Source organism: Atlantibacter sp., assembly GCF_032062175.1.
In the GTDB taxonomy this organism is placed as follows: domain Bacteria; phylum Pseudomonadota; class Gammaproteobacteria; order Enterobacterales; family Enterobacteriaceae; genus Atlantibacter.
Window position 1 is genome coordinate 140,048 of the sequence record NZ_DAMBQK010000006.1, and the last position, 23,415, is coordinate 163,462.

The 23,415-nt window shown below is 57.6% G+C and carries 21 protein-coding genes; 5 read left to right on the forward strand and 16 right to left on the reverse strand.

Features of this window, described 5'->3' with window-relative positions:
* Positions 1-217: 217 nt before the first annotated feature.
* From fbpC to RT120_RS08395, 7 genes are all read right to left on the reverse strand, one after another.
* Positions 218-1,261, reverse strand: a complete 1,044-nt coding sequence (gene fbpC, locus RT120_RS08365) for a ferric ABC transporter ATP-binding protein (RefSeq protein ID WP_312981764.1) — start codon at positions 1,259-1,261, stop codon at positions 218-220.
* A gap of 15 nt (positions 1,262-1,276) precedes the next feature.
* On the reverse strand, positions 1,277-3,355 hold the full coding sequence (locus RT120_RS08370; protein WP_312981766.1) for an iron ABC transporter permease: 2,079 nt from the start codon (positions 3,353-3,355) through the stop codon (positions 1,277-1,279).
* 53 nt (positions 3,356-3,408) lie between these two features.
* Complete coding sequence (locus RT120_RS08375) at positions 3,409-4,440, reverse strand: ABC transporter substrate-binding protein (protein ID WP_125293760.1); 1,032 nt, start codon at positions 4,438-4,440, stop codon at positions 3,409-3,411.
* A 15-nt stretch (positions 4,441-4,455) separates the two neighbouring features.
* On the reverse strand, positions 4,456-5,778 hold the full coding sequence (gene uhpC, locus RT120_RS08380; RefSeq protein ID WP_312981837.1) for an MFS transporter family glucose-6-phosphate receptor UhpC: 1,323 nt from the start codon (positions 5,776-5,778) through the stop codon (positions 4,456-4,458).
* Between the two features lie 99 nt (positions 5,779-5,877).
* Entirely contained in the window at positions 5,878-7,419 is a 1,542-nt protein-coding gene (locus RT120_RS08385) for an MASE1 domain-containing protein (RefSeq protein ID WP_312981768.1), read from the reverse strand.
* A complete protein-coding gene (locus RT120_RS08390) occupies positions 7,419-8,048 on the reverse strand; it encodes a response regulator transcription factor (RefSeq protein WP_312981770.1) in 630 nt (209 codons plus the stop codon). Before RT120_RS08390 ends, RT120_RS08385 begins: the two co-directional genes overlap by 1 nt.
* Before the next feature lie 132 nt (positions 8,049-8,180).
* Positions 8,181-8,933 carry a siderophore-interacting protein gene (locus RT120_RS08395; RefSeq protein ID WP_312981772.1) on the reverse strand — a complete coding sequence of 251 codons (753 nt, stop codon included), beginning with the start codon at positions 8,931-8,933 and terminating at the stop codon, positions 8,181-8,183.
* Between the two features lie 229 nt (positions 8,934-9,162).
* Between RT120_RS08395 and RT120_RS08400 the strand changes: the two genes are divergently transcribed.
* The gene (locus tag RT120_RS08400; protein WP_312981774.1) at positions 9,163-9,729 is read left to right on the forward strand and encodes a PadR family transcriptional regulator; all 567 of its coding nucleotides are present in this window, start codon (positions 9,163-9,165) and stop codon (positions 9,727-9,729) included.
* Between the two features lie 26 nt (positions 9,730-9,755).
* Here the strand turns inward: RT120_RS08400 and RT120_RS08405 are convergent, their stop codons facing one another.
* Genes RT120_RS08405 through RT120_RS08425 form a run of 5 tightly spaced genes read right to left on the reverse strand, consistent with a single transcriptional unit; the run spans position 9,756 to position 15,309 of the window.
* Positions 9,756-10,649: a dihydrodipicolinate synthase family protein gene (locus RT120_RS08405; protein WP_312981775.1), complete on the reverse strand. Its 894-nt coding sequence runs from the start codon at positions 10,647-10,649 to the stop codon at positions 9,756-9,758.
* Positions 10,646-12,361 (reverse strand): dihydroxy-acid dehydratase, encoded by a 1,716-nt coding sequence (gene ilvD, locus RT120_RS08410; RefSeq protein ID WP_312981776.1) that lies wholly within the window; start codon positions 12,359-12,361, stop codon positions 10,646-10,648. Before ilvD ends, RT120_RS08405 begins: the two co-directional genes overlap by 4 nt.
* A complete protein-coding gene (locus tag RT120_RS08415; protein ID WP_312981778.1) occupies positions 12,358-13,734 on the reverse strand; it encodes an MFS transporter in 1,377 nt (458 codons plus the stop codon). Before RT120_RS08415 ends, ilvD begins: the two co-directional genes overlap by 4 nt.
* Positions 13,735-13,765: 31 nt before the next feature.
* Positions 13,766-14,413: a 2-dehydro-3-deoxy-6-phosphogalactonate aldolase gene (locus RT120_RS08420; protein ID WP_312981779.1), complete on the reverse strand. Its 648-nt coding sequence runs from the start codon at positions 14,411-14,413 to the stop codon at positions 13,766-13,768.
* Positions 14,413-15,309, reverse strand: coding sequence for a 2-dehydro-3-deoxygalactonokinase (locus RT120_RS08425; RefSeq protein WP_312981780.1), 897 nt, complete (start codon positions 15,307-15,309; stop codon positions 14,413-14,415). The genes RT120_RS08420 and RT120_RS08425 overlap by 1 nt, the downstream gene beginning before the upstream one ends.
* A gap of 232 nt (positions 15,310-15,541) precedes the next feature.
* Here RT120_RS08425 and RT120_RS08430 point away from each other — a divergent pair, with 232 nt between their 5' ends.
* Positions 15,542-16,018: a hypothetical protein gene (locus RT120_RS08430; RefSeq protein WP_312981781.1), complete on the forward strand. Its 477-nt coding sequence runs from the start codon at positions 15,542-15,544 to the stop codon at positions 16,016-16,018.
* Positions 15,981-16,172: a hypothetical protein gene (locus RT120_RS08435; RefSeq protein ID WP_312981782.1), complete on the forward strand. Its 192-nt coding sequence runs from the start codon at positions 15,981-15,983 to the stop codon at positions 16,170-16,172. Before RT120_RS08430 ends, RT120_RS08435 begins: the two co-directional genes overlap by 38 nt.
* Before the next feature lie 103 nt (positions 16,173-16,275).
* Here RT120_RS08435 and RT120_RS08440 read toward each other — a convergent pair whose 3' ends face one another.
* Both RT120_RS08440 and RT120_RS08445 read right to left on the reverse strand, forming a co-directional pair.
* Positions 16,276-17,007 (reverse strand): FadR/GntR family transcriptional regulator, encoded by a 732-nt coding sequence (locus tag RT120_RS08440; RefSeq protein WP_312981784.1) that lies wholly within the window; start codon positions 17,005-17,007, stop codon positions 16,276-16,278.
* 115 nt (positions 17,008-17,122) lie between these two features.
* The gene (locus RT120_RS08445; protein WP_312981786.1) at positions 17,123-18,643 is read right to left on the reverse strand and encodes a methyl-accepting chemotaxis protein; all 1,521 of its coding nucleotides are present in this window, start codon (positions 18,641-18,643) and stop codon (positions 17,123-17,125) included.
* 164 nt (positions 18,644-18,807) lie between these two features.
* Between RT120_RS08445 and RT120_RS08450 the strand changes: the two genes are divergently transcribed.
* Together RT120_RS08450 and ygjG are read left to right on the forward strand one after the other, a co-directional pair.
* On the forward strand, positions 18,808-19,158 hold the full coding sequence (locus RT120_RS08450; RefSeq protein WP_312981787.1) for a hypothetical protein: 351 nt from the start codon (positions 18,808-18,810) through the stop codon (positions 19,156-19,158).
* The gene (ygjG, locus tag RT120_RS08455; RefSeq protein WP_312981789.1) at positions 19,094-20,491 is read left to right on the forward strand and encodes a putrescine aminotransferase; all 1,398 of its coding nucleotides are present in this window, start codon (positions 19,094-19,096) and stop codon (positions 20,489-20,491) included. The genes RT120_RS08450 and ygjG overlap by 65 nt, the downstream gene beginning before the upstream one ends.
* 143 nt (positions 20,492-20,634) lie before the next feature.
* On the opposite strand, the gene nadR is transcribed toward ygjG, so the two are convergent.
* Both nadR and radA read right to left on the reverse strand, forming a co-directional pair.
* Positions 20,635-21,867 carry a multifunctional transcriptional regulator/nicotinamide-nucleotide adenylyltransferase/ribosylnicotinamide kinase NadR gene (gene nadR, locus RT120_RS08460; RefSeq protein WP_312981790.1) on the reverse strand — a complete coding sequence of 411 codons (1,233 nt, stop codon included), beginning with the start codon at positions 21,865-21,867 and terminating at the stop codon, positions 20,635-20,637.
* Positions 21,868-22,022: 155 nt separating this feature from the next.
* Positions 22,023-23,405, reverse strand: a complete 1,383-nt coding sequence (radA, locus tag RT120_RS08465; protein WP_312981791.1) for a DNA repair protein RadA — start codon at positions 23,403-23,405, stop codon at positions 22,023-22,025.
* Between the last annotated feature and the right edge of the window lie 10 nt (positions 23,406-23,415).

Below are 23,415 nucleotides of genomic sequence, written 5' to 3' on the forward strand. Positions count from 1 at the left end.
TGAATAGAATCGGCGTCTTATTCATGCGTTTTTCTTATTCCCAATAAATTCCGAATCCGCACAAAGACCCCGTTATCTCTCATTATTACCGGCATTCTGGAATAGAGTAACCGGTATTAAGACGTCTGTTAAAGGACGCAACAGGCCTCGTTTAACCCCGCCATCATAGCGGGGTATTTTTTTGCCGCTGCACTGCTTCAGGCATGCGTTCCAGGCTTCAGTGACTCTCCGCCAGGGCAAACATGCCGTAAGGATGGATTTGCAGATAGTAGTGCTCGCCCACATCCGGCTGTAAACGCGTGGCGTTAACCTGCAACAGGATCTGCTGCCCGTGCCAGTCGACAATCACTTCATACTGCGGCCCCATATAGGCAACGTGGCGAATCACGCAGCGCTGGCTCTCTTCGCCGTGCGTGCCGAGGGTAATCGCCTCCGGACGCACACCCACGGTGCCCTCGCCCATCGGCGCAATGTTCTCCGGGCGTGGCAGGCGGTAGCCGTAAATATCAACATAGTCCGCGCCGAACTGGGCCGGGAACAGGTTGGCATCGCCCATAAAGCTCGCCATAAAGCGCGAGGCGGGCTGGCGATACAGCGACTGCGGCGAACCGATCTGCATGATGTGGCCTTTGTTCATCACCAGTACCGTATCCGACACCGCAAAGGCTTCGCTCTGGTCGTGGGTCACGTACAGCGAGGTGATATTGAACTGCTTTTGCAGCTCGCGGATTTTATCGCGCATGCTGCGGCGCAGGTTGGCGTCGAGGTTACTCAGCGGTTCGTCGAACAGGAGCACTTTCGGCTTGAGGATCAGGGCGCGGGCTAGCGCCACGCGCTGCTGCTGGCCACCGGAGATCTGATCCACATAGCGATCTTCAAACCCATCGAGATCGACCATCGCCAGCGCCTCTTTCACGCGCTGTTTGATCTCGGCGCGCGCCACGCCGAGCATTTTCAGGCCATAGCCGACGTTTTCGCCCAGCGACATATGCGGGAACAGCGCATACGACTGAAACACCATACAGATATCGCGCTGCTGAATGGAACGATGGGTCACGTCCTCGCCGTCGATAAAGATCTGCCCTTCGCTGGGCTTTTCCAGCCCGGCCACCAGGCGCAGCACCGTGGTTTTGCCGCAGCCCGACGGGCCCAGCAGCGTGACCATCTCGCCGCGCGGGATCGCCAGGTTGATGTTGTCGATCACGGTGTTATTGCCAAACCGTTTGGTGACATTACGTAATTCAACAAAATGATGCGTCATGGTTAAGCTCCGTGATTACGCCTGGTTTTTGGCTTTGGAACGCGAAATACGCGCTTCGCCAATCAGCCAGTCAAAAAGGAAGATGATGGCCAGCATCACCACAATCAAAATCGAACCGTAGGCAATCGCCACGCCGTATTCGCCGTCTTCCACGCGGTTCAGGATATAGGCCGTCGCCACGCGGGTGTCCGGCGTGACCAGGAACACGATGGCGCTGACGGTGGTAATGGCGCGCACAAAGCTGTAAATCAGCGCCGACAGGATCGCCGGGCGCAGCAGCGGCAGCAGGATGTTGACGATGGTACGCAGCGACCCTGCGCGCAGGCTCAGCGAGGCTTCATCCAGCGATTTGTCGATCTGCCCCAGGCCCGCAATCCCGGCGCGGATCCCCACCGGCACGTTACGCATCACCATGGAAATAATCACAATCGCCGCCGTGCCGGTCAGGTACACCGGGGCGCTGTTAAACGCCAGGATGTAGGAAACCCCCGCCACGGTGCCCGGCACCGCGAAGCACAGCATGGTGGTGAACTCGATGGTCTTTTTGCCTTTGAACTGTTGGCGCACCACGATCCAGGCGATCAGCAAACCGAAGATGGCGGTGATCGGCGCAGCGATCCCGGCGTAAAGCAGCGTGTCGAGCAGCGAAGGCCATGCGCCGTCGTCCATGCCCTGGCCGAACAGTTTGATAAAGTTGTCCAGCGTCAGGGTGTAATCCACGCCCCAGTTAACGGTGAAGCTGCCGTAGAAAATGCTGCCGTACAGCAGAGCGTTGAAGGCGATCCACACCGCCAACAGGCCGATCACGCTCCACACCAGCGCCACCGGCAGCGGCTGTACGTCGCCGCGATAGGATTTACCGGAGACGGTGACGTAAGAACGCTTGCCAATCCACATGTACTGGATGCAGAACACCAGCAGGGAGAACAGCAGCAGGAACACGCCGAGAGTACTGGCCGCCTGATAGTCGAGCTGCGAGCCGGTAATGTAGAAGTAAATTTGCGTCGCCAGCACGTCGAAGTTGCCGCCGAGCACCAGCGGGTTACTGAAGTCCGCCAGCGATTGCACCACCACGATCAGAAAGGCGTTGGCCATGGCCGGTTTCAGCAGCGGTATGAATACCGACATAAAGGTCTGCCAGCGGTTGGCGCGCAGCGTGTAGGACGCCTCTTCCAGCGATGGATGAATGGTTTTAATCGCGCCGTCGAGGATCATAAACGCCATCGGGGTGAACGCCAGCACCTGCGCCAGCCAAATCCCGGTGAAGCCGTACAGCCAGTTGGTGTTGGTCAGCCCGAACCAGTCGACCATTAATTCGGTGACGTAGCCCGAACGGCCCATCATCAGCGTCACGCCCAGCCCCACCACGAACGGCGGCGTGACGATGGGCAGAATGGAGAAGATGCGCCCGATAATGGCGCTGCGTTTGGCGATGCGGGTGGTGTAAATCGCCAGCACCAGCCCGAAGAAAGTACAGCCCACGCCCACCGCCATAGAGAGCATGATCGAGTTGGCGATAACTTGCAGGATATGCGCCTGCCCCAGCACCGCCATAAACGCCAGCGGAGCGAACTCACCCACGTCGTTGGTGAACATCGGGATAAAGATCGCAATGCTCGGCCAGACGATGAACACGCCGATCAGCGCGATAATGGCAATCAGCGAGCCGATAACAAACTGGTCGCCGCCGAGGAATTCCAGTCGGGTCAGCGCCAGCGTGGCGATAGCGCCTAAGGCGATAAACAGCACGATGGTGGCGTAGCCCATGCCGCGCCCGACCAGCGTGGCGCTGATCACCACAAACGCCATGCAGCCCAGCGCCCATAGCGCATCAAACCAGTGGCGCGAGCGCTGTTCGCGGCGCGATTCATGCAAAGGCCGCAACAACAGCACACACGGCAATAAATACCACAGCACACTGACGTTCCAGTGTGACCAGCCATAGGCATCCAGGATCTCGTCAGCGGTGGATTCCATCAGGCCATAGTCCAGGCTCCAGCTCGGCAGCAGCGCGAACGCCAGCAGCCCCAGCAGCACCCAGGCGAAAATAGCCTCCCGCTTCTGCGCGGGACGCAAAAGTAATGTTTCAGACATACACGCCTCGTCGGCAGGGGGAAAAGGCGGGTGAGGAGCTCACCCGCGTACGGTTACTTGCCCATCTTCACGTCGTTGACCCACTTGTTGATCAGCGCTTTGCGCGTATCCGTGGAGCCGTATTTGTCCATGTCGTAGTTGATCAGTTTCAGATCGTCGAGCTTCAGGGACAGCGGCGAGGTTTCCGCCGTGGTGTTGGTCAGGATTTGGTAAGACTTGCCTTTTTTCCACGCCAGCTCCTGGGCTTCTTTCGACAATACCCAGTCCACGAACAGTTTGGCGTTGTCGATGTTACGCGCGCCTTTCAGGATGCTGACGCCGCCGATTTCATAGCCGGTACCTTCGCACGGGGAAATCAGTTCCAGCGGTGCGCCCTGCTCTTTTTCCAGCGAATAGTCATGCAGGAAGCCGATGCCGATGGCGGTTTCACCGCGGGCGGCGTTACGCGCCGGGGCAATGCCGGATTTGGTGTACTGGGAGATGTTGCCGTTGAGCTGCTTCAGGTAATCAAACGCCTGATCTTCGCCCCATAGCTGGACAAAGGTAGCAAGAGCGGTGTACGCCGTGCCGGAGCTTTGCGGATCGGCAATCTGGATTTCGCCTTTGTATTCTGGTTTGGTCAGATCTTTCCAGCACTTCGGCACCGGCAGGTTTTTCTCTTTCAGGCGCTGGGTGTTGACCCCAAAGCCGAGTATGCCCACGTAAACCGCCGACGACAGGTTGCCTTTCACTTTGGCGGGATCGCGGAATTTCTCCATGATCTGCTCCAGGTTCGGCGACTTGTAGGCTTCCAGCAGGCCCATTTCACCCGCCTGAGATTGCGGATCCAGGGTGCCGCCGTACCACACATCCGCCTGCGGGTTCTTCTTCTCGGCATCCACTTTCGCCAGCGTACTGCCCGAGCCGTTGCGGATAAACGACGTTTTCACGTCATATTTCTCGCCGAACGCTTTGGTTTCCACTTCACACATTTCATTGGTGGCGCTGCAATACACCACTAAACGTCCTTTAGCATCCGCCGCGTGGCTGAATGTCGCCAGCGTCACGCCTGCGGCAATCAGAGCAGAGAGGGCTGTCAATTTCATGTTGTTATCCTTCTGTCAGGTGTCTGGAGGTAAGCTCGCCGGGTCCGTGGCGTGGTACTGGCGGTCCTGTGCGTTGATGCCCGCCATCAGTAGCGGCATCAGCAATAAACCAATCAACACGGCGGCCACCGACAACAGCACAAACATGCCGGACCAGCCGTACACTTCGGTGAGTTTCGACAGCGGCCAACCGGCCAGCGCCGCCCCTAAGTAGGCAAATAGGCCGAGAAAACCGGTAATCGAGCCCGCGGCCCCTTTATGACCGCATTCCACGGCCGCAAGACCAATCAGCATCTGCGGGCCGAAAACAAAAAAACCGATGGCGAAAAAACACATCGCCAGTAACGCATAGTGATGTACCGGCGCGAGCCACAGCGCGGTGACCGAGACCATCAACCCGAGGGTAAACAGCAAAATCATCGGCGCGCGTTGCCCGCTGAACAGCAAATCCGATCCCCATCCGGCAAACAGCGCCCCCAGCAACCCGCCCACTTCAAACAGCATCACCGTGGCGTTGGCGCTGAGTAAATTGACGCCGTGGGTTTCAGAAAGCCAGATGTTGCCCCAGTCGTTCAGCGCGATACGAATCAGGTACACCAGCACATACGACCCGGCCAATAGCCAGATCATCGGGTTTTGCAGCATGGTGGTGCGTAACATGGCCCACAACGACATCGGTGGACTGCGCTCTTGCTGGCGCAGTTCCAGCGGGTCGTGACGCCATTCCCCCACGCCGGGCAACCCCTCTTCGTTTGGCGTGCCGGGCAATTGTCGGTACAGCCAAACGCCTAACGCCATGCTGATGATCCCCGGTGTCAGCATCGCGGCCTGCCACCCCCACCAGTGCGCGGCCAGCGCGCTGATCAGCGGGATAATCGCCCCGCCGATATTGATAGAGGTGTTCCAGCATCCCCACCAGAAGCCGCGCTCATTACGCGAATACCAGTGAGTTAATAATCTTGCGCAAGGCGGCCAGCCCCAGCCCTGAAAAAAGCCGTTCAACGTCCAGATAATCAGCAACAGCGTCAGGCTGTCGCCAAACGCGAACAGCACGTTCAACAGGCCGGTGGCGAACAGGCCGATGCCCATAAACGCGCGCTGACCGTGGGCGTCATGCCACAACCCCGCCGCGAATTTAGACAGCCCGTAGGAGAGATAAAACAGCGAACCCAACAGGCCGATATCGCTTTTGCTCAGCCCTAAATCGAGCTGGAGCGCGGGCAGGATGAAATTCAGGCTTTTGCGCGTCAGGTAAAACGCCGCATAGCCGACAATCATCACCAACAGCAGCCGCGGCCTGACGGCGCGATAGCGTTTTGCAGTTTCTGCGTTGGACATAGTCAGGTGGTCCATGGCTGTCTCCGACCCGTTGAATGTAGGAAATGGCCCGCTAAAAGGGATGAGAGTCGTTCCAGGGTGACTAAGACTTTTTCCTGGTTAGAGCGGGTTTTGTGGCAAAAGTGTGGGCAAGTTAACAGTTACCCGTACGCCTGACTGGCTTTCCAGCAGCAGTTCGCCGCCCAGCGCCTGCACCCGTTCGCTCATGCCCTGAATGCCAAACCCCGGCGCGCGGCCAGGTGGGACGCCGACGCCGTTATCGCTCACCACCAGATGCACGAAGCCGGGCGACTGGCTGAGGGTGATGTCAACTTCCGTGGCCTGGGCGTGTTTCGCCACGTTGTTCAGCAGTTCCTGCAACAGGCGATACAGGGTAAACACCACGGTTTCGTTGTCCGGCGGCGCGGCGAGTTGATAGTGGAAACGGCAGCGAATGCCGCGCTCGGGGAACGCAAATTCACGCACCAGATGGTGCAGGGCTTCATCCAGCGCCATTTGATCGAGCACCGGCGGGCGCAGCTGGCGCAACAGCTGGCGCGTGGAGTGATGAATGCGCTGGGCCAGCTCGCTGATTTGTTCCCCTGCCATCAGCGCGGTGCGGTTATCGCTCACCCGCTTCACCAGTTGCGACTGGATTTGGATTGCCGTGATGTTTTGGCCGATCTCATCGTGCAGCTCGCGGGCCAGCTGCTTGCGGGTATCTTCTTCGGCATGGATCAGTTTTTCGGTCAGCGCCCGCCGCGCGTCCAGCTCCACTTCCAACCGCTGGCGGTAGTGATCGAGATTGCTGGCGAGCTGTTCCTGACGGCTGATGGCGATGCCGAGGCCGATACCCAGCAGCGCCTGGGTGGAAAGGAAAATTTCCAGCTCCATCAAATCGCTGAAACCGCTGCCCACCTGGCGCGCGGTGGTGATCATCATGCTGCCGATCAGCGCCGCCAGCACCCCGCCCTGCCAGCCAAATTTCCAGGCCATCACCACGTTGGGTAAAAACACCACAATCAGCAGCAGCCGTTCGATTTCCGGCGACAGCACCATTTGCGTGCCGATACCGATGATAAAAAACAGGCTGCACCAGAGCAGTAGCGAGGCGCGCAGCGGTGGGTTGCGGGTTTCCAGCCCCAGCAGTTGGTAGCGATGCTGCTGGCGGAGATAGTCGAATATCAAATAGACAAACGGTGTCAGCAGCACGCCGCCGGTGAACGACGCCAGTAAAATCAGCGTGGCGCGGCTTTCGATAAACGGCGTCAATAGCAGGGTATTGAGCAACGCCGCACCCGCCACCGCGCTCAACAATAACGACAGGCGCTGCCAGTAAAGCGGGAAGCGGTGCCAGAAATGCTGGGTCAGCAATGCCGGAACGGCGGTGATAAACGGCGCGAACGCCATCGCGCCACCGTTGATTAACTGCTCGTGCCACAGCCACAACGACAGGCCGATTTGCGGGATAAACAGCGCAGGCCAGTAGCGGCGCGCCAGCAAAATCAGCAGCGCCAACTGGACGCCGTGAGGCAGCAGCAACGCCGCCTGTTGGCCGTTGCGGGTGAGATAAAAGCTGATGGTCCAGAGCATCAGCCAGCCTGGGCCCCAGGCGAGCATGATAAACAGCGACAGCACAACCTGGCGGAGGGAGCGGCGCATCAATGCCCCGTCAGCAACTGGTGTTCCAGGGCGAAATGCACCAGTTCAATGGTCGTGGCGCACTGCAATTTGCCCAACACGTTGGCCCGGTGGACGTGGACCGTTTTATGGCTGAGATCGAGCTGTAGCGCGATGGATTTAACGCTCTCGCCGCGCACCAGCAGATCGAAAACTTCGCGCTCGCGGGGCGTTAACACCTGCAATACGCGGGCCGGTTCCGCACCGCCGCGCAGCGCTTTTAACGCATCGGCGCACAGGTAGTGCCCGCCCAGCCCCACTGAACGTACCGCATGCACCAGCTCTTCCGGGCCGCAGCGTTTGGTCAAATAGCCGCACGCGCCCGCGTCCAGCGCGCTTTGCACAAATGCCGGGGTGTCGTAGATGCTAAGGATAATGGCGCGGAAACCCGGCTGGCGGGCGCGCAGACGCTTAAGCAAACTTAATCCGTTTTCATCGGGCATGGCCACATCCAGTACCGCCACATCCACCGGCTGGCGCGAAAGCGCAGGCCATGCCTCGGCAGCGCTGCTGTACTGGCCCAGCACCGTAATGTCTTCTTCCAGGCTGAGTAGCTGGACGAAACCGGACCGAACGACCACATGGTCATCCACTAATACCACACCAATCATGACGGTTCCCCTTACTGAACCGCGCCATAATGCGCCATCAGGTTCAGGTGGCAATATTCATGTTGGTAATATGTAACGGATGTAACAAAACGGCAAGCTATGGTCCAGCTTGCCGTGCGTTAACGCAGACGATCAGGCGTGCCAGTACGCGACGGCGCGCACTAATTGTTGGTCGAGCTGGCGGGTAAAGCGATCCGCCAGGCTTTTCGCCAGTTTGCCTTCGCCAGTGATCCAGACGAAATAATCTTCCGTCGGCCAGGTGATGGCCTGAAGATGCTGTTCCAGCGCCGCCACGTCATGGCCGATTACCCAGTCGATATTGGCCTCGGGCAAATGGGCCAGATAGCCTTTGCAGACGTCATCGGTGATGCTGACGATCGCCCGGCATTGCACCTGTACGCCCGCGTCACGCAGCGCTTCGAGGCGACGACGCAGCGCCGGCAAGCCTGATTCATCGCACACGTAGAGCTGCCATGAATATTCCAGCGGCACCACCAGCGAACCGCGCGGCCCGCCGATGCACAGCGTATCGCCAGGACGCGCCGCCACGGCCCAGGCGCTAGCCACACCGCCGTCATGCACCCAGAAATCAATCGTCAGTTGCTGAGTGTGCTCATCAAACAGCGGCGTGTAATCGCGGGATTGCGGACGGGCATCGCCGGGCCAGACAATCCCGGACTCCGTGATTTCCGGCGGAGTAAACGGCTGGCCCGGCTCGGGGAAAAACAGTTTGATGTGATCGTCAAAGCCCTGTGAGGTAAAGCCCGCCAGCGCTTCGCCGCCGAAGACGATACGCTGAAAACCGCTGACATAGCTGCTGCTTAAAACGGTAATTTCGCGAAAATGCAGCTCGTTGCGCACGCGCTGAGGGTAAGAAGTTGTCATAGTCAGTCCAGATCGCTAAGTTTAGATATATCGAATTTCAAATGATAATGATTGTTATCTTAGCGGCTGGCAAGCTTTTTTTAGAGTGGATAAGTCATTGGGCACGGATCGTTAAACCACCATTAAATAACATTATAAAACATAAAGTTAATTATTTTCCTCGTCTTCATTGTTGTGTTATCTCTTCTTTTTAGATATAAATTAGATATATCTAATTAAGGAGCTAGCCATGAGACCTCAACACCGGCATACCCATCACTGTCACGCTCACGACGACGAACGCCATCATGAGCCTTGCGAGAAACGCGGCCACGGCGGCGAAGGGCGTAAGCGCCGCGCGCGCTTTTTTGGACATGGCGAACTGCGCGTGGTGCTGTTAGATATTTTGACGCGCGGCGCGAGCCACGGTTATGAATTGATTAAAGAGATCGAAGCCCTGACCGGTGGCCACTACACGCCCAGCCCTGGCGTGATCTACCCGACCCTGGATTTCCTCGAAGAACATGCGTTTATCGCATTCAGCGATGACGATGCGGGCCGTAAAAAAATCGCTATTACGCCGGATGGCGAAGCCTGGCTTAACGACAACCGTGAGCACCTTGAACATATCCGCGCCCGCATGACGGCGCGCGCTATTGGGCACGAGCTGCGTAAAAATCCGGATTTAAAACGCGCGCTGGATAATATGAAAGCGGTGCTGGATTTGCGGGTTAATCAGTCGGAGATCGACGCCCAGACGCTGAAGCGAATTGTCGGCGTGATCGACAGAGCCGCGCTGGAGATTGCCCAGATGTAAGGCCGCCGGACGGCGGCCTTCAATGGTTATAAAAACATCGCCAAAAACGTCTCGATATCCTGACGATCTTCAGGCGTTAGCGCCCAGCCGGGGTGACGGCAGTAGTCACTGGCGATAATGCCCCGCTGGTGAAGAATGGTTTTCTCCACCTGAATGATGTATTCGCAGTGGCTCATCCAGCGAGTGATCCAGGGCAGCAAACGCCGATGCAGTTCCTCTGCCTGCGCGATACGCCCTTCACGCCAGGCGCGGTAGATTTGCACATAGACTTCGCTGAACGAGCAGCCCGGCATCACGCCCTTGCCGCCCGCGTCCATCATTTGCAGCATGTACAGCCCGGCGTAGCCGTTCAGCACATGGGCGCCGGGCGCCTGCTGCAAAAACTCACGGGTGTACTCCACCGGCGGATTGCATTCGATTTTGAACACCGCGTGTGGATAACGCTGCGCCACCTGAGCCAGTTCTTCCGGCGGTATCGGCAGGCCGGTTTCGCCGGGAGCGTACTGCACCATCACCGGGATCGTGACCGCCTCCAGCACCTGGGCGATATGGCTCGCCACCGCTTGCGGGCTGGGTTTCAGGAAAAACGGCGGCAGCAGCATCAGCGCATCGGCCCCCATTTGCTGATAGCGGCGTGCGCGCTTCACCGCCAGTTCCGTCGAATGATCGGTAACTGACATGGCGCGAAACACCCCGCTACCGGCGAGATCGCTGATAAACCGCGTCGCCAGCCGCTCGCGCTCGTCATCCGACAGTTTTGGAAACTCACTGGCGATGCCGAACAGCGTGAGGCCGTCGATGCCGGTCCCCGCCAGATGCGCCAGCATGTTGCTGAAGCTGGTTTCATCCAGCTCGCCGTCGCGGCGAAACGGCACGGCGGCAATCGGGTTAACGCCTTTAATCGCGGCAACAAGGCTCATAAATTCTCCTCCCGGTCGGCCAGTACCGCGCCCTGTGCAGCAGGGGCGGCCCAGCGGCGATATAATCGCAAAAAGCCGCGCGGCACCTGTTTCTCAACCGGTTGCCAGCGGGCCTGACGCGCCGCCAGCTCGGCCTCATCAGCCTGTAAAGTCAGGGTTCGTTCGGGAATATTGATGGTGATGATGTCGCCCTGCTCCACTAGCGCCAGCACGCCGCCGTCGCTGGCTTCTGGCGAAATATGGCCGACGAACAGCCCCCGATTGGAGCCGGAGAAACGGCCATCGGTGATTAACGCGCAGCTGTCAGACAAGCCCATCCCTTCCAGGCATTTCATTGGCTTATACATTTCCGGCATCCCCGGTCCGCCTTTCGGCCCTTCGTAGCGCAGTACCAGTACGCTGCCCGGTTGAATATCGCCGGAGAGGATCGCCTCGACCGATTCGTCTTCACTATTGAACACCACCGCAGGCCCGGAAAACACCATCAGATGTTCCGGCACCGCCGCCGGTTTCACTACGCAGCCCAGCGGCGACAGATTGCCGTGCAGCACCGCCACGCCCGCTTCATTACGCACCGGGATCGCCAGCGTGTGGATCACCTCCGGGCGGCGTGAGCGCGGCACCTGCGCCAGCCACTCGCCTTTGGTCTGGCCGTTCACCGTCAGGCAATCGGTATGCAGCAGCGAGGCGATCTCTTTTTCTACTGCCGCCACGCCGCCCGCTTCCCAAAAATCGATCATATCGTGCTCAGACGCCGGATAGAGCGAGGCCACCAGCGGCACGTTGTAGCTCAGCTTGTCAAACGCGGCGAGGGGCAGTTCGCCAAGTTCGGCTTCGTAATAGATCGCCTGTAGATGCAGGATCGCATTCGTCGAACCGCCCGTCGCCAGCAGGTACACCATGGCGTTATGGATCGATTCCCGGGTGATGATCTGGCGAGCATTAACACCGTTTTTCACCAAATCCACCGCTCTTAGCCCGGTGGCATAAGCGCAGTCGCGCCGCTCGCGGGAAATAGCAGGCAAGGTACTGCTGCCTGGCAGGCTCATGCCCAGCACTTCAGAAATACAGCACATGGTGTTGGCGGTGCCGTACATGGTGCAGGAGCCCGGACCCGGCTCGGCGATATCCTCGATATGGCGGAATTCCGCCTCATCGATTTCGCCGCGCCGCTTCCAGCCGATGGCCTCGGTGACGATATTGCCGTCCCAGTGTTTGCCTTTATATTCCGCCGGATACATCGGCCCGCCGTTGACCAGAATGGCTGGGACATCGAGACGCGCAGCGGCCATCAGCATCGCCGGAACGATTTTGTCGCACGAGCCGAGCAATACCATGCCGTCGAAACGGTGGGCGCGCATCATCACTTCGATAGAACTGACGATCACTTCCCGGGCCGCCAGGATGTAGCGCATCCCGAGATGCCCTTCGGCAATGCCGTCGCAGGGCGCGATGGTGCCGAACACCATGCCGACGCCGCCAGCTTCATCGATGCCCTTCAGCACTTCCGCCGTCAGCTCATTAAGGTTGGCGTGGCCTGCCGTGGCGTTGGTGTAGCTGTTGACCACGGCGATCACGGGCCGACGCAATTGCTCATCGGTATGGCCCATCGATTTATACAGGGCGCGCTTCAGCGCGCCGTCATCACCACTGAGAACCGGGTTAAAGTGGCTGCTACAACCGCCACCGCATCCCGCGCCACAACTGCTCATATATGACCTCTCTTAATCGAATCTGATTCTGTAAACTGCGCCGGGGTTTCGGCTTTTGCTTTAGGGTTTACCAGCCTGGCGGGCAGCAGGAACATCAGTGGCGCGCACAGCACCAGGAAGCCTGCCAGGATATACAGCCCGGCGTTGGCGCTGCCGGTGGTGTCTTTGAGATAGCCCAACACGGTGGGGCCAAAGAAGCCCGCCAGGTTGCCGATGGAGTTCACCAGGGCAATACCCGCGGCGGCGGCGGTGCCGGAAAGCAGCGTGCCGGGCAGGCTCATATAGGTAGGAATTAGCGCCAGGGTGCCGGACATCGCCAGGCAGATCCACGCCATCATCCAGAAGGTGGAACCGCTGCTGGAGGCGCTGAGCGTCAGCCCCACCGCGCCGATCAATGCCGGAATGGCGATATGCCAGCGGCGTTCCTGAGTGAGATCCGAATGGCGGCTGTTCCAGACCATAAACGCCGCCCCGAAGATATACGGTAGTGCGGCCAGCAGGCCGATGGCGAAGTCATCTTTTACGCCGGAGGATTTAATGATCGACGGCAGCCAGAAGTTGATCCCGTAATAGCCGATGTTGAAGCTGAAGAAGATCAGCGCCAGCAGCCAGACGAATTTATTGCGGAACATGGCGCTCAGGCTGGTGGGCGCTTTCCCGGCGTTGGCGGCGATCTTGTTGAGCCGATCCTGCTCCAGATCGCGCGCGATAACCCCCTTCTCTTCTGCTGTTAGCCAGTGGGCCGATTCCACGTTGTTATCGAGGTAGCGAAGCACCACAAACGCCAGCAGGAATGACGGAATGGCCTCGACCAGGAACAGCCACTGCCAGTTATGCAGGTGGCCCACGCCTTCAAACATTTTCAGGATCAACCCGGAAAGCGGGCTGCCGATAATCGTGGAAAGCGGTGTCACCAGAATAAACAGGCCGAGGGTGCGCGCCGAACGCCATGACGGAAACCACAGGGTGAGATAGAACACGATGCCCGGGAAGAAGCCCGCCTCCGCCACGCCCAGCAAAAAGCGCACGATGTAAAACTGAGTCGGGGTGGTGACAAACATGGTCAGGCACGACAGCACCGCCCAGCTCACCATAATGCGGGCGATCCAAAAGCGCGGCCCGAAGCGCTGCATCAGCAGGTTGCTGGGCAGTTCGAAAATGAAATAGCCGATAAAGAAAATTCCGGCACCGATGCCGTAAACCGTATCGCTCAGGTTAAGCGCATCCTGCATATGGAGCTTGGCAAAACCGACGTTCACCCTGTCCAGATAGGCGAAGAAATAACATAAGATCAAAAAGGGGATCAGCCGCCGGGTGACTTTACGGTAGACCTCGTTTTTGCAGCTTTCGCTGTGTGTGGCGTCTGTAATCATACGGACCTCAGTAATGTTGTAGGGTGTGTTGTTATCTGTGGCTGTTGCGCCACGCCTCGCGATATTCGCGGGCTTTTTGTTGTACTTTCTGAGCATCGTCCGCGCGGCGGTACAGCCCGCCGCCCAGACCAAATCCTTGCGCGCCAGCGTTACGCCAGGTGCGCATTTGCGCGGCGTCAGGCTGAATGCCGCCCACTGGCAGGCACACCACCTCGGCGGGTAACACCGCGCGCCAGGCGCTCAGGGTGCCAGGTTCTACGGTTTCCGCCGGGAACAGTTTGAGCGCGCTGGCACCCGCCTGGAGCGCGGTAAAGGCTTCCGAAGGCGTGATCACGCCGGGCATGCTGATTAACCCGCGCTCGCGGCTGCGGCGAATCACCTCCACGCTCATGTTGGGCGAAATGATGATCTGCCCACCCGCGTCCGCTACCGCATCCACCTGCTCGGCGGTTAATACCGTGCCCGCGCCGACGTACCCCCGGCTACCCACGAGTTCGCGCAGCAGCGTGATTGAGGTCAGCGCATCCGGGCTGTTGAGCGGGACCTCAAGCCAGGTAAAACCTTCCGCCAGCAAACCTTGTGCAACTGCGGGCGCTTCTTCAGGCGTCAGTCCACGTAAAATCGCGATTAGCGGCAGGTTGGTTTGCTGCCAGTGTTCTGAAAACGTGCGGTAATCCATCAGTGCATTCCTTGTAGATGAAGACGAATCTGGTTCATCCCGGCGATAAAACAGCGCTCGCCGGACAGCGCTTCCGTCACTAACCCCAGCTGTGACGCGGCCTGCTGATAGCGGGCGTTCAATGCATCGCTGCCGATGATCCAATGAGGGGTTGAGGGGCACTGGCGCAATTCCTGGCCGATTAACAGTCCGGACAGATAGTCGCCGACGCCGGTGAGTGCAATATCGCCACGCAGGCGCAGGGTGCGTACTGAAAAGAGCAACTGGCTCAGCGGAGCGTTTAAACCGCTGTGCTGTACGCCAAGCGCGAAGGCGCGGCTATCAGGTTGCTGAGGCGGTAAATCGCGGCCCAGCAGGGAGTGAGCCATCAACAACTGAAACAGCTCGCCGGTCATAAAGGTGGAAAAGTGGTGAATGGCGTTGTGTTCAACCGTGGCGTGCTTGCTGTGCGTGCCCGGCAAAATGACAAGGTGATTTTCCGCCGGAGCGAGCGCCATCAGGCCGATAAGCTGAATCTCTTCCCCGCGCATCACCTCCGGCAAACCCACGGCGCTGTGTCCGGCCACGCCAGGTAATATCCAACCCTGGCTGCCCCAATGAGTGCGCAGCGTATGGGCACCCTTCGCCAGTTGCTGTGCATCCGCGCGCCCTTCGCAATAGGGCACATTGACCCACCCCTGCTGCGACCCGACCATGCCCGCCATCAATACCGGTAGCGCGCCGTATTCAGCAGTCCACGGCGCGATAGGAGTTTGCAACGCCGCTTCAAACTGCCCGTTTTCAACCTGCAATAAGCCGCAGGGTGCATTGATGACGAAAACCACTTCCGCATTGTGCATCAGCCAGGCACGGAAATTTGTCGTACCCCAGTCAACCGCCAGCCAGTTCTTGCTCATCTTGTAATCCAAAATCATAATTCTTGTATGACAAGAAATGTAGATCAAAAGCGCGACAGCGATCTGTGATCGGGATCTAAAGCTGGCGTTAAGGGTTATAAAAGATCGATTTTTAAAAAGTGAATTCAGTTACGGAAGATATCTCGTAAAATGAGAACAAATTTTACGGTTATTTTTTTAGTCTGTTAGGGGAAGCATTAATATATCGAAAAGGGAGGAATGATGAATAATCATGACTTATTTCGATGAATGTGCTGAATATGGACTTCCGCGGCAACAGGTAGCGCGGTTTACGGTGTCAGGTGTTGATTATGAGGTGCGTTTTACGCAAATAACAAAGATCAACCCCTTTGATTGCGCAGCTGTTTTCCCCGAGGGATTTATTTTTCCACTTTATGGGCATCATTATGACGTTGCCTTTGATACTAAAGCTAACAGAATAAATAAAACCCCTTTTCGACGGTCAGAAGAATTACCACCAGGTGCGGGTACCCGGGTTCTTAAATGTGTTGAAAGAGCAATTATTGACCACTATACTCGCTTCAACGTTGGATTTTATACCTTCGTTCCAGCAGATATTAAATTATTAAATATTTACTGCCGATTTATAATTAAAAAGAAACATAAAGGATTAACTATTGAAGTTGGGCTGGAGCCTAACGGGAGGGCAAATGTCTTACGAACACCCAAATTCTGGGGACTGGCTTGAACAATATCGCGCTCGCCAGGCTGCCCGGGCAGAAGAACTTTTTCGCGCTATTGAAGAAGGCAGGACGCATGTTGTGGTTGCGGGTGAAGACGCTGAAGCAACCTCATCCTGGCAAAACAACCCTACGGCACCGACGCCAAAACAGGACGGATGATTCCGCCTGAGGCGAACAACAGCGTTTACCGTTGAGGGTAAAGGTTATTGCTAAAAAGCCCCAAAAAGGGCTTTTTCATTTAAAGAGGACGAAATCAACGGGCTTATAAAAAATGCTGAAGGCGGTCCGGCAGCGGATCCCCGAGGTGTTTCTTCGCCGCGCTGAGCAAAATATGGCGCATCTGCTGGCGCGCCTGCTCCGGCTGTTTCAGGCGTATGCACTCCATCAATTCACGGTGAGCATTGACCGCTTCCAGCGTCAGCGTCACGTCCGGCTCCAGGGTGCGCTTAAAGGAAAACAGCATGGCGGCAGACAGGGCGTTGCCCACCGAGAACAGAAACGGATTATGCCCTGCTTTAAGGATCGCGGTATGAAACGCCAGATCGCCCTGCTTAAACAGGTCGGCGGAATCCTGCTGCTGGCCCTGGGACATGATTTCCCAGGCGTCTTCCAGATCGGCCAGATCGCGCCCGTTAGCATTGATCGCCGCCATTGCCGCCGCGTTGGGCTCGAAGATTAACCGCGTGATCATCAGTTGTTCGATCAGCGTGTCATCAATGCCGATCTCCTCCAGCCAGCTCAGCACATCGGCATCAAGGAAACTCCACTGTTCGCGGGGTGCCACGGTGCTGCGGCGCTTGGCCTGGATGGTCAGCATCCCTTTCGCGCCTAACACCTGAAGCGCGTTGCGCACCGAGGTACGCGAGACGTTGTACTGCACCGCCAGCTCGTTTTCGCCGGGAATAGACATGCCCGGTTGCAGTTCGCCGCGCATGATGCGCAGGGCGAGGTCCTGGGTCAGTGTTTCAGCTACAGACGCGGTCACGCTTTTCATGGGGATCCGGTTGGAGAGACAATAAGGGGGTAGTTTATATCAGGTTGATATGAGATGGAATTTTCGCGGGTCTGTGGGGGATGATGCCCTGCGAACAGGGCATCTGTTATGAAAGTTACTGGAGGACCGTAACCGCATCCTCCAGCCGCGCCGCGCGATGCTTGACCATCGATGAGACGTGCGCGCTTTCTTCGACCAGTACCGCGTTCTTTTTGGTGATGTCATCCAGTTCCGCCACCGCGCGCGTCAGTTCCGACAGCCCCTGCGCCTGCTCGGAGGTGGCGCTGCTGATTTGGCTGATAAGCTGGGTCACGTTCTGCACCTGGTCAACGATGTTTTGCATGGTGCGCCCCGCTTCATGAACCTGCACCGCGCCGGACTGCACTTTGCTGGCGCTGGCGTCGATCAGTTTTCGGATATCGTTGGCGGCGCTGGCGCTGCGGCTTGCCAGATGGCGCACTTCTCCGGCCACGACCGCGAAGCCTTTGCCCTGCTCGCCCGCACGTGCGGCTTCTACAGCGGCATTCAGCGCCAGGATGTTAGTCTGGAACGCGATATCGTTAATCAACGAGGTGATCGACCCGATACGCTGAGTGCTGTCGGCAATATCGTCCATGGTATTCACCACGGTTTCCATCGCCTGCCCGCCCTGACGCGCCGCATCGCTGGCCTCGCTGGACAGCTTATTGGCGTCTACGGCAGTCTGGGAGTTGTTCTGCACCGAGGTCGCCATCTGGTTCATGGTGGTGACGGTCTGCTGGACGTTCACCACCGTCTGGCGGGTGCGTTCATTGAGGTCTTCATTACCACGCGCTAACGTTTCGCTGCCGCTGCGCACGTTTTCCACCTGACTGGTGACGTCATTAATCAGCCAGCGGCACATCAGGCCCAGTTGGCCGATGGCCCGCAGCGTCAGCCCCACTTCGTCGGTGCGGTTCATGTGCTCAATGCTGTTATGCTCCCCCGTCGCCACTTTCAGCGCCTGACGCGCAACGTTCTCAATCGGACGAGATACCTGCCATTCCAGCGCCATGCAGCTAAGCGCCATAATCACTACCGGTGCAATAGCCATCAGCCATCCCGGCATGGCATATGCGCTCAGCGCCAGCCACATCAGCGCGGCAATGCTCATAATGCTGCGGATACGCCAGCGCAGCGGCATGGCGGGCAGTTTGCCGAGAACATGTTTGCGTAGCACCAGCCCTTTATAAATGCGGCGCTTCGCTTTGCCTTCACGCAACGCCTGATACAGCGGCTCCACGGCGGCAATTTCCTGTGGCGTGGCGCGGGTGCGGATTGACATATAGCCAGTGGTTTTACCGTTGCGCACCATCGGCACCGCGTTGGCACGCACCCAGTAATGGTCGCCGTTTTTACAGCGGTTTTTGACAATACCGGTCCAGGGCTCGCCCTGTTTCAGGGTGTACCACATATCGGCAAACGCCGCCTTTGGCATATCCGGATGGCGCACCAGGTTATGCGGCTGGCCGGTGAGTTCCTGAAGTGAATAACCGCTCACCTGAACGAAAGTATCATTGGCGTGGGTAATGAAGCTTTGCAGATCGGTGGTGGACATTAACGTGGTGTTTTCATCCAGCACTTTTTCGCGCTGGGTAACGCGGGGATGCGATGACATGGCTGCTCCATTTTGCAGGTTATCTTCTTGTTAACTATTTCTTTGCCATGTTATGTCGGCGCTAAAAATAATAACTTTAAGAGTTAAATATGATACAGATCGCAAATCTCAGGATAACCCCAAAGAAGTAGTGCTAATGCAAAATAATCAACCCGATCAACTATTTGAATATCCCGATTGATTACGGGGTAAAAAAGTCAATTTGGGAGCCATTGCACAAATTTGCAACAATCCGCACCATCATTGTGCATGTCCGCTGTTCGTTTCTTCTCCCGCTGCCGCTGTGGATAGCACAAACCGCCATAACCCCGTTTGCGATGAGATTTAATCGTAAGCGGCAGGCGTTCTCCCTGGCGTTTATTCCGTTTATCAGCCTCTATGACGAAGTGGCGCAAATGCTGCAATACTTAATCTGTGTATCGCGTGATACGCCATTCCCAGGAGCACATTTTGAACAGGTTACCGAACAGCGCCTCGGCACTCGCCTGCACGGCGCACGCATTGAATCTCATTGAGAAGCGAACGTTGACTCATGAGGAGATGAAAACACTGAACAAAGAGGTGATCGACTATTTCCAGCAGCATGTTAATCCAGGTTTTTTAGAGTACAGAAAGTCTGTTACCGCCGGCGGGGATTACGGAGCCGTAGAATGGCAAGCGGGAGGGTTGAATACGCTTGTCGACACTCAGGGACACGAGTTTCTCGATTGCCTGGGTGGTTTCGGCATTTTTAACGTGGGGCACCGTAATCCAAAAGTGGTTTCCGCCGTACAGCATCAACTCGAAAAACAACCTCTGCACAGCCAGGAACTCCTCGACCCGCTACGGGCGATGCTGGCGAAAACCTTAGCCACCCTGACGCCTGGCAAACTTAAATACAGCTTCTTCAGCAACAGCGGTACCGAATCGGTGGAAGCGGCGTTGAAACTTGCTAAAGCCTATCAGTCCCCGCGCGGGAAATTGACTTTCGTCGCCACCAGCGGCGCGTTCCACGGTAAATCGCTGGGCTCACTGTCTGCCACTGCCAAAGCGGATTTCCGTAAGCCGTTTATGCCGCTGCTGCCGGGGTTCCGCCACGTGGCGTTCGGGAATATCGAAGCCATGCGCGCACTGTTCACGGATTGCAAAAAAACCGGTGACGATGTGGCGGCGGTGATCCTTGAGCCGATTCAGGGCGAAGGCGGCGTGATCCTGCCGCCGCCAGGCTATCTGCCCGCGGTGCGTAAGCTGTGCGATGAGTTTGGCGCGCTGTTGATTTTTGATGAAGTGCAAACCGGCATGGGGCGCACCGGCAAAATGTTCGCCTGCGAGCACGAAAACGTGCAGCCGGACATTTTGTGTCTTGCTAAAGCGTTGGGCGGTGGCGTGATGCCGATTGGCGCCACTGTGGCCACGGAAGAGGTGTTCTCGGTGCTGTTTGATAACCCGTTTCTGCATACCACCACGTTTGGCGGCAACCCGCTGTCCTGCGCGGCGGCGCTGGCAACCATCCATGTGCTGCTGGAGGAAAACCTTCCGGCACAGGCGCAGCAGAAAGGCAATCTGCTGCTGGATGGCTTTAAAGAGCTGGCGCAGCAGTATCCGGACCTGGTGATTGAGGCGCGCGGCCAGGGGATGCTGATGGCGATTGAGTTCGTGGATAACGAAATCGGCTACCAGTTCTCCAGCGAGATGTTCCGCCAGCAGGTACTGGTGGCAGGCACCTTGATCAACGCCAAAACGGTACGGGTTGAACCGCCTTTGACACTGACCATTGAGCAGTGCGAACAGGTGCTTGCGGCGGCCCGCCGCGCGCTGACGGCGCTGCGACAGACGCTGGCTGCGCCGGCAGCCGTAGCAACCCACTAATCGGTGATTCAGGGAAACCGCAGTGAGACGGTTTCCCTGATTCCCGTCATACTTCGAGCTACAGATGCGTTGGCTACGCTCGCTTACCCCAGTCACTTACGTTGATTCAGGGAAACCGCAGTGAGACAGTTTCCCTGATTCCCTTACCCCGCCTCGCCCATCAAATCCTTCACCAGTTCGACGCAGCGCAGAAAACGGGTGTCGTAATCCGGTTCCTGAACGTGCACATAGCTGATGTTGTTCTCGTTGAGCATCTCCACCAGCAGCGCCTGGAAGGTATGGCGATCAACCGAACTGCCGAGACTACGCAGCCCATCGGCCACCCACGGGGTGTTGTTCTCCAGCAAAATTACCAGGTCGAAGCGGTATTCGTCGATCAGCGCCTGCACGAACGGATGCTCGCGGCCTTCATACTTTTTGCAAAACGCCTGGGTAGTGACGAAATCGGTGTCGATAAACGTCACTTTATTGGCGTATTTCACCGCAAAATCAATGTACTGGGCATGTCCCAGGGCGATTTTATCGTAGTCGGAATACTGCAACGCCATCTCATCGCCACCCAAATGTGAAAACACGTAATCGCGGCCATATTCCCAGGCGCTGGTGGTATTGAAGATGTTGGCGAGCTTGTTGACCAGCATTGATTTCCCGCTTGATTCGCCGCCTAAAATCGCCACGGTGCGCACGAAAAACGGCTTCACTTCGGTAGGAATGTATTCCCAGTAGCGGAACGGGTTTTCGCGGATCTGCCCACCGCTGATGTTCATAAAGGTGCGTTTCGGGTCAATCAGCACCGTTTCGATGCCCAGATGCTGGAGATACTGCGAGGCATCGGCCTCTTCAGAGGTATAAATCCAGTCCGGCTCGATGCCTTTTTCCGCCATAAACGCGGAAATCCCGTCGCTCCAGACGTCCCAGCCGTGCGGGTAAGGCTCCATGCCCTCTTCGTTAAACGCATGGATGCGGATGTTTTTCTGATATTTGAAGGTCTGTAACAGCCAGCGCAGCCGATCCGGCACCGTCGGCTGCTGGGACATGGCGCTGTCTTCAAACAGCGCCCGGTCGCGGGTTTCATCGTAGCCCATGATGATATGCAACTCATCCACCTGGCTACAGGCGCGCTGGATCAGATAAATATGGCCGGTATGCAGCGGGTAAAACTTACCGAACACCACCCCGACGCTTTTCTGGCGGCGGGGGAATTCCAGACCGAGAAAGCGGTGCAAGGCTTCCAGTTTCTGTGCGCTGGGGCTTTTGATTTTGGCGTTCAGCAGTTGGCTGAGATAGCCTTTGGTCATCCCGCTGGCGTCCGCGACCTGTTGCAGGGTGCAGCCCTTCTGGCGAATGGCGGTTTTTATATAGTCGAATGATGACAAAGTGCGCTGCCTCCCTTACGTGTGCCGCGATCGTTCAGCCCTGTTAAGTCTAGCGGCAAACGAATCAATGCCAGGAGGATACTTGAGTAAACGGCTGAGGTGAATGGCAAATATTTCCAGGCGGCGCACGCACCGCCTGATTTACAGTGGGAAAACTACAGGTCGTTGAAGATATCCAGCGCGTCGGCGAGTTTTTTGACACCAAACACCTGCATGCCTTCCGGCGGTTTTTTCGGAACATTGGCAGCCGGAACGATAGCGCGACGGAAGCCGTGTTTCGCCGCCTCGGAGATGCGCTCCTGGCCGCTGGGCACCGGACGGATTTCTCCCGCCAGGCCGACTTCGCCGAACACCACTAAATCCTGCGGCAGCGGGCGGTCGCGTAAACTCGACACCATCGCCAGCAGCAGCGCCAGGTCGGCACTGGTTTCGGTGACTTTCACGCCGCCGACCACGTTCACGAACACGTCCTGATCGGACATCTGCAACCCGCCGTGGCGATGCAGTACCGCCAGTAAAATCGCCAGGCGGTTTTGCTCAAGGCCCACCGCCACGCGGCGTGGGTTAGCCATCATCGACTGATCCACCAGCGCCTGGATTTCTACCAGCAGCGGGCGCGTGCCTTCCCATACCACCATGACCGAACTGCCGGAGGTGACTTCATCGCCCCGGCTCAGGAAGATAGCGGACGGGTTGCTGACTTCGCGCAGGCCCTGCTCGGTCATGGCGAATACACCCAGCTCGTTTACCGCGCCGAAGCGGTTTTTATGGCTGCGCAGGGTGCGGAACCGTGAGTCGGCATCGCCGTCGAGCAGTACCGAGCAGTCGATGCAATGTTCCAGCACTTTCGGGCCGGCCAGCGAACCGTCTTTGGTCACATGGCCGACCATAATAATCGCCACGTCGCGGGTTTTAGCGAAACGCGTCAGATAGGCGGCGGTTTCACGCACCTGCGCCACGCTGCCCGGCGACGACTGGATATCCGCCATATGCATCACCTGGATGGAGTCGATCACCATCAGGCGCGGCTGTTCCTGCTCGGCAATCAGGCAGATCTGCTCAATGCTGGTTTCTGAGAGCATATTCAGGTTGGCGGTCGGTAACCCGAGACGGTGCGCCCGCATCGCCACCTGCTGGAGCGACTCCTCGCCGGTGACGTACAGCGTTTTCATGTTCTGGGCGAGTTTACACAGGGTTTGCAGCAGCAGGGTGGATTTGCCCGCACCGGGGTTACCGCCGATCAGAATCGCACTGCCCGGTACGACGCCACCGCCCAGCACCCGGTCAAACTCTTTGAAGCCGGTGGAAAAGCGCGGCAGCGCTTCCAGGCTAATCTCGGAAAGCTTCTGGACTTTAGACACGCCCGCGCTGCCCGCATAGCCGGAAAGCCGTTCATTACGCGCAACCGTGGGCGACGCCGCCAGACGCACTTCGGTGATGGTATTCCAGGCGTGGCAGGCGCTGCATTGCCCCTGCCAGCGCGGATAATCCGCACCACACTCATTACACACAAACGCGCGTTTTGGCGCTTTAGCCACCTTTTACCTC

Coding starts and splice junctions, on each gene's coding strand:
- fbpC (WP_312981764.1), bottom strand. CDS start 1,261: ATGACGCATCATTTTGTTGAATTACGTAATGTCACCAAACGGTTTGGC.
- RT120_RS08370 (WP_312981766.1), bottom strand. CDS start 3,355: ATGTCTGAAACATTACTTTTGCGTCCCGCGCAGAAGCGGGAGGCTATT.
- RT120_RS08375 (WP_125293760.1), bottom strand. CDS start 4,440: ATGAAATTGACAGCCCTCTCTGCTCTGATTGCCGCAGGCGTGACGCTG.
- uhpC (WP_312981837.1), bottom strand. CDS start 5,778: ATGTCCAACGCAGAAACTGCAAAACGCTATCGCGCCGTCAGGCCGCGG.
- RT120_RS08385 (WP_312981768.1), bottom strand. CDS start 7,419: ATGCGCCGCTCCCTCCGCCAGGTTGTGCTGTCGCTGTTTATCATGCTC.
- RT120_RS08390 (WP_312981770.1), bottom strand. CDS start 8,048: ATGATTGGTGTGGTATTAGTGGATGACCATGTGGTCGTTCGGTCCGGT.
- RT120_RS08395 (WP_312981772.1), bottom strand. CDS start 8,933: ATGACAACTTCTTACCCTCAGCGCGTGCGCAACGAGCTGCATTTTCGC.
- RT120_RS08400 (WP_312981774.1), top strand. CDS start 9,163: ATGAGACCTCAACACCGGCATACCCATCACTGTCACGCTCACGACGAC.
- RT120_RS08405 (WP_312981775.1), bottom strand. CDS start 10,649: ATGAGCCTTGTTGCCGCGATTAAAGGCGTTAACCCGATTGCCGCCGTG.
- ilvD (WP_312981776.1), bottom strand. CDS start 12,361: ATGAGCAGTTGTGGCGCGGGATGCGGTGGCGGTTGTAGCAGCCACTTT.
- RT120_RS08415 (WP_312981778.1), bottom strand. CDS start 13,734: ATGATTACAGACGCCACACACAGCGAAAGCTGCAAAAACGAGGTCTAC.
- RT120_RS08420 (WP_312981779.1), bottom strand. CDS start 14,413: ATGGATTACCGCACGTTTTCAGAACACTGGCAGCAAACCAACCTGCCG.
- RT120_RS08425 (WP_312981780.1), bottom strand. CDS start 15,309: ATGAGCAAGAACTGGCTGGCGGTTGACTGGGGTACGACAAATTTCCGT.
- RT120_RS08430 (WP_312981781.1), top strand. CDS start 15,542: ATGACTTATTTCGATGAATGTGCTGAATATGGACTTCCGCGGCAACAG.
- RT120_RS08435 (WP_312981782.1), top strand. CDS start 15,981: ATGTCTTACGAACACCCAAATTCTGGGGACTGGCTTGAACAATATCGC.
- RT120_RS08440 (WP_312981784.1), bottom strand. CDS start 17,007: ATGAAAAGCGTGACCGCGTCTGTAGCTGAAACACTGACCCAGGACCTC.
- RT120_RS08445 (WP_312981786.1), bottom strand. CDS start 18,643: ATGTCATCGCATCCCCGCGTTACCCAGCGCGAAAAAGTGCTGGATGAA.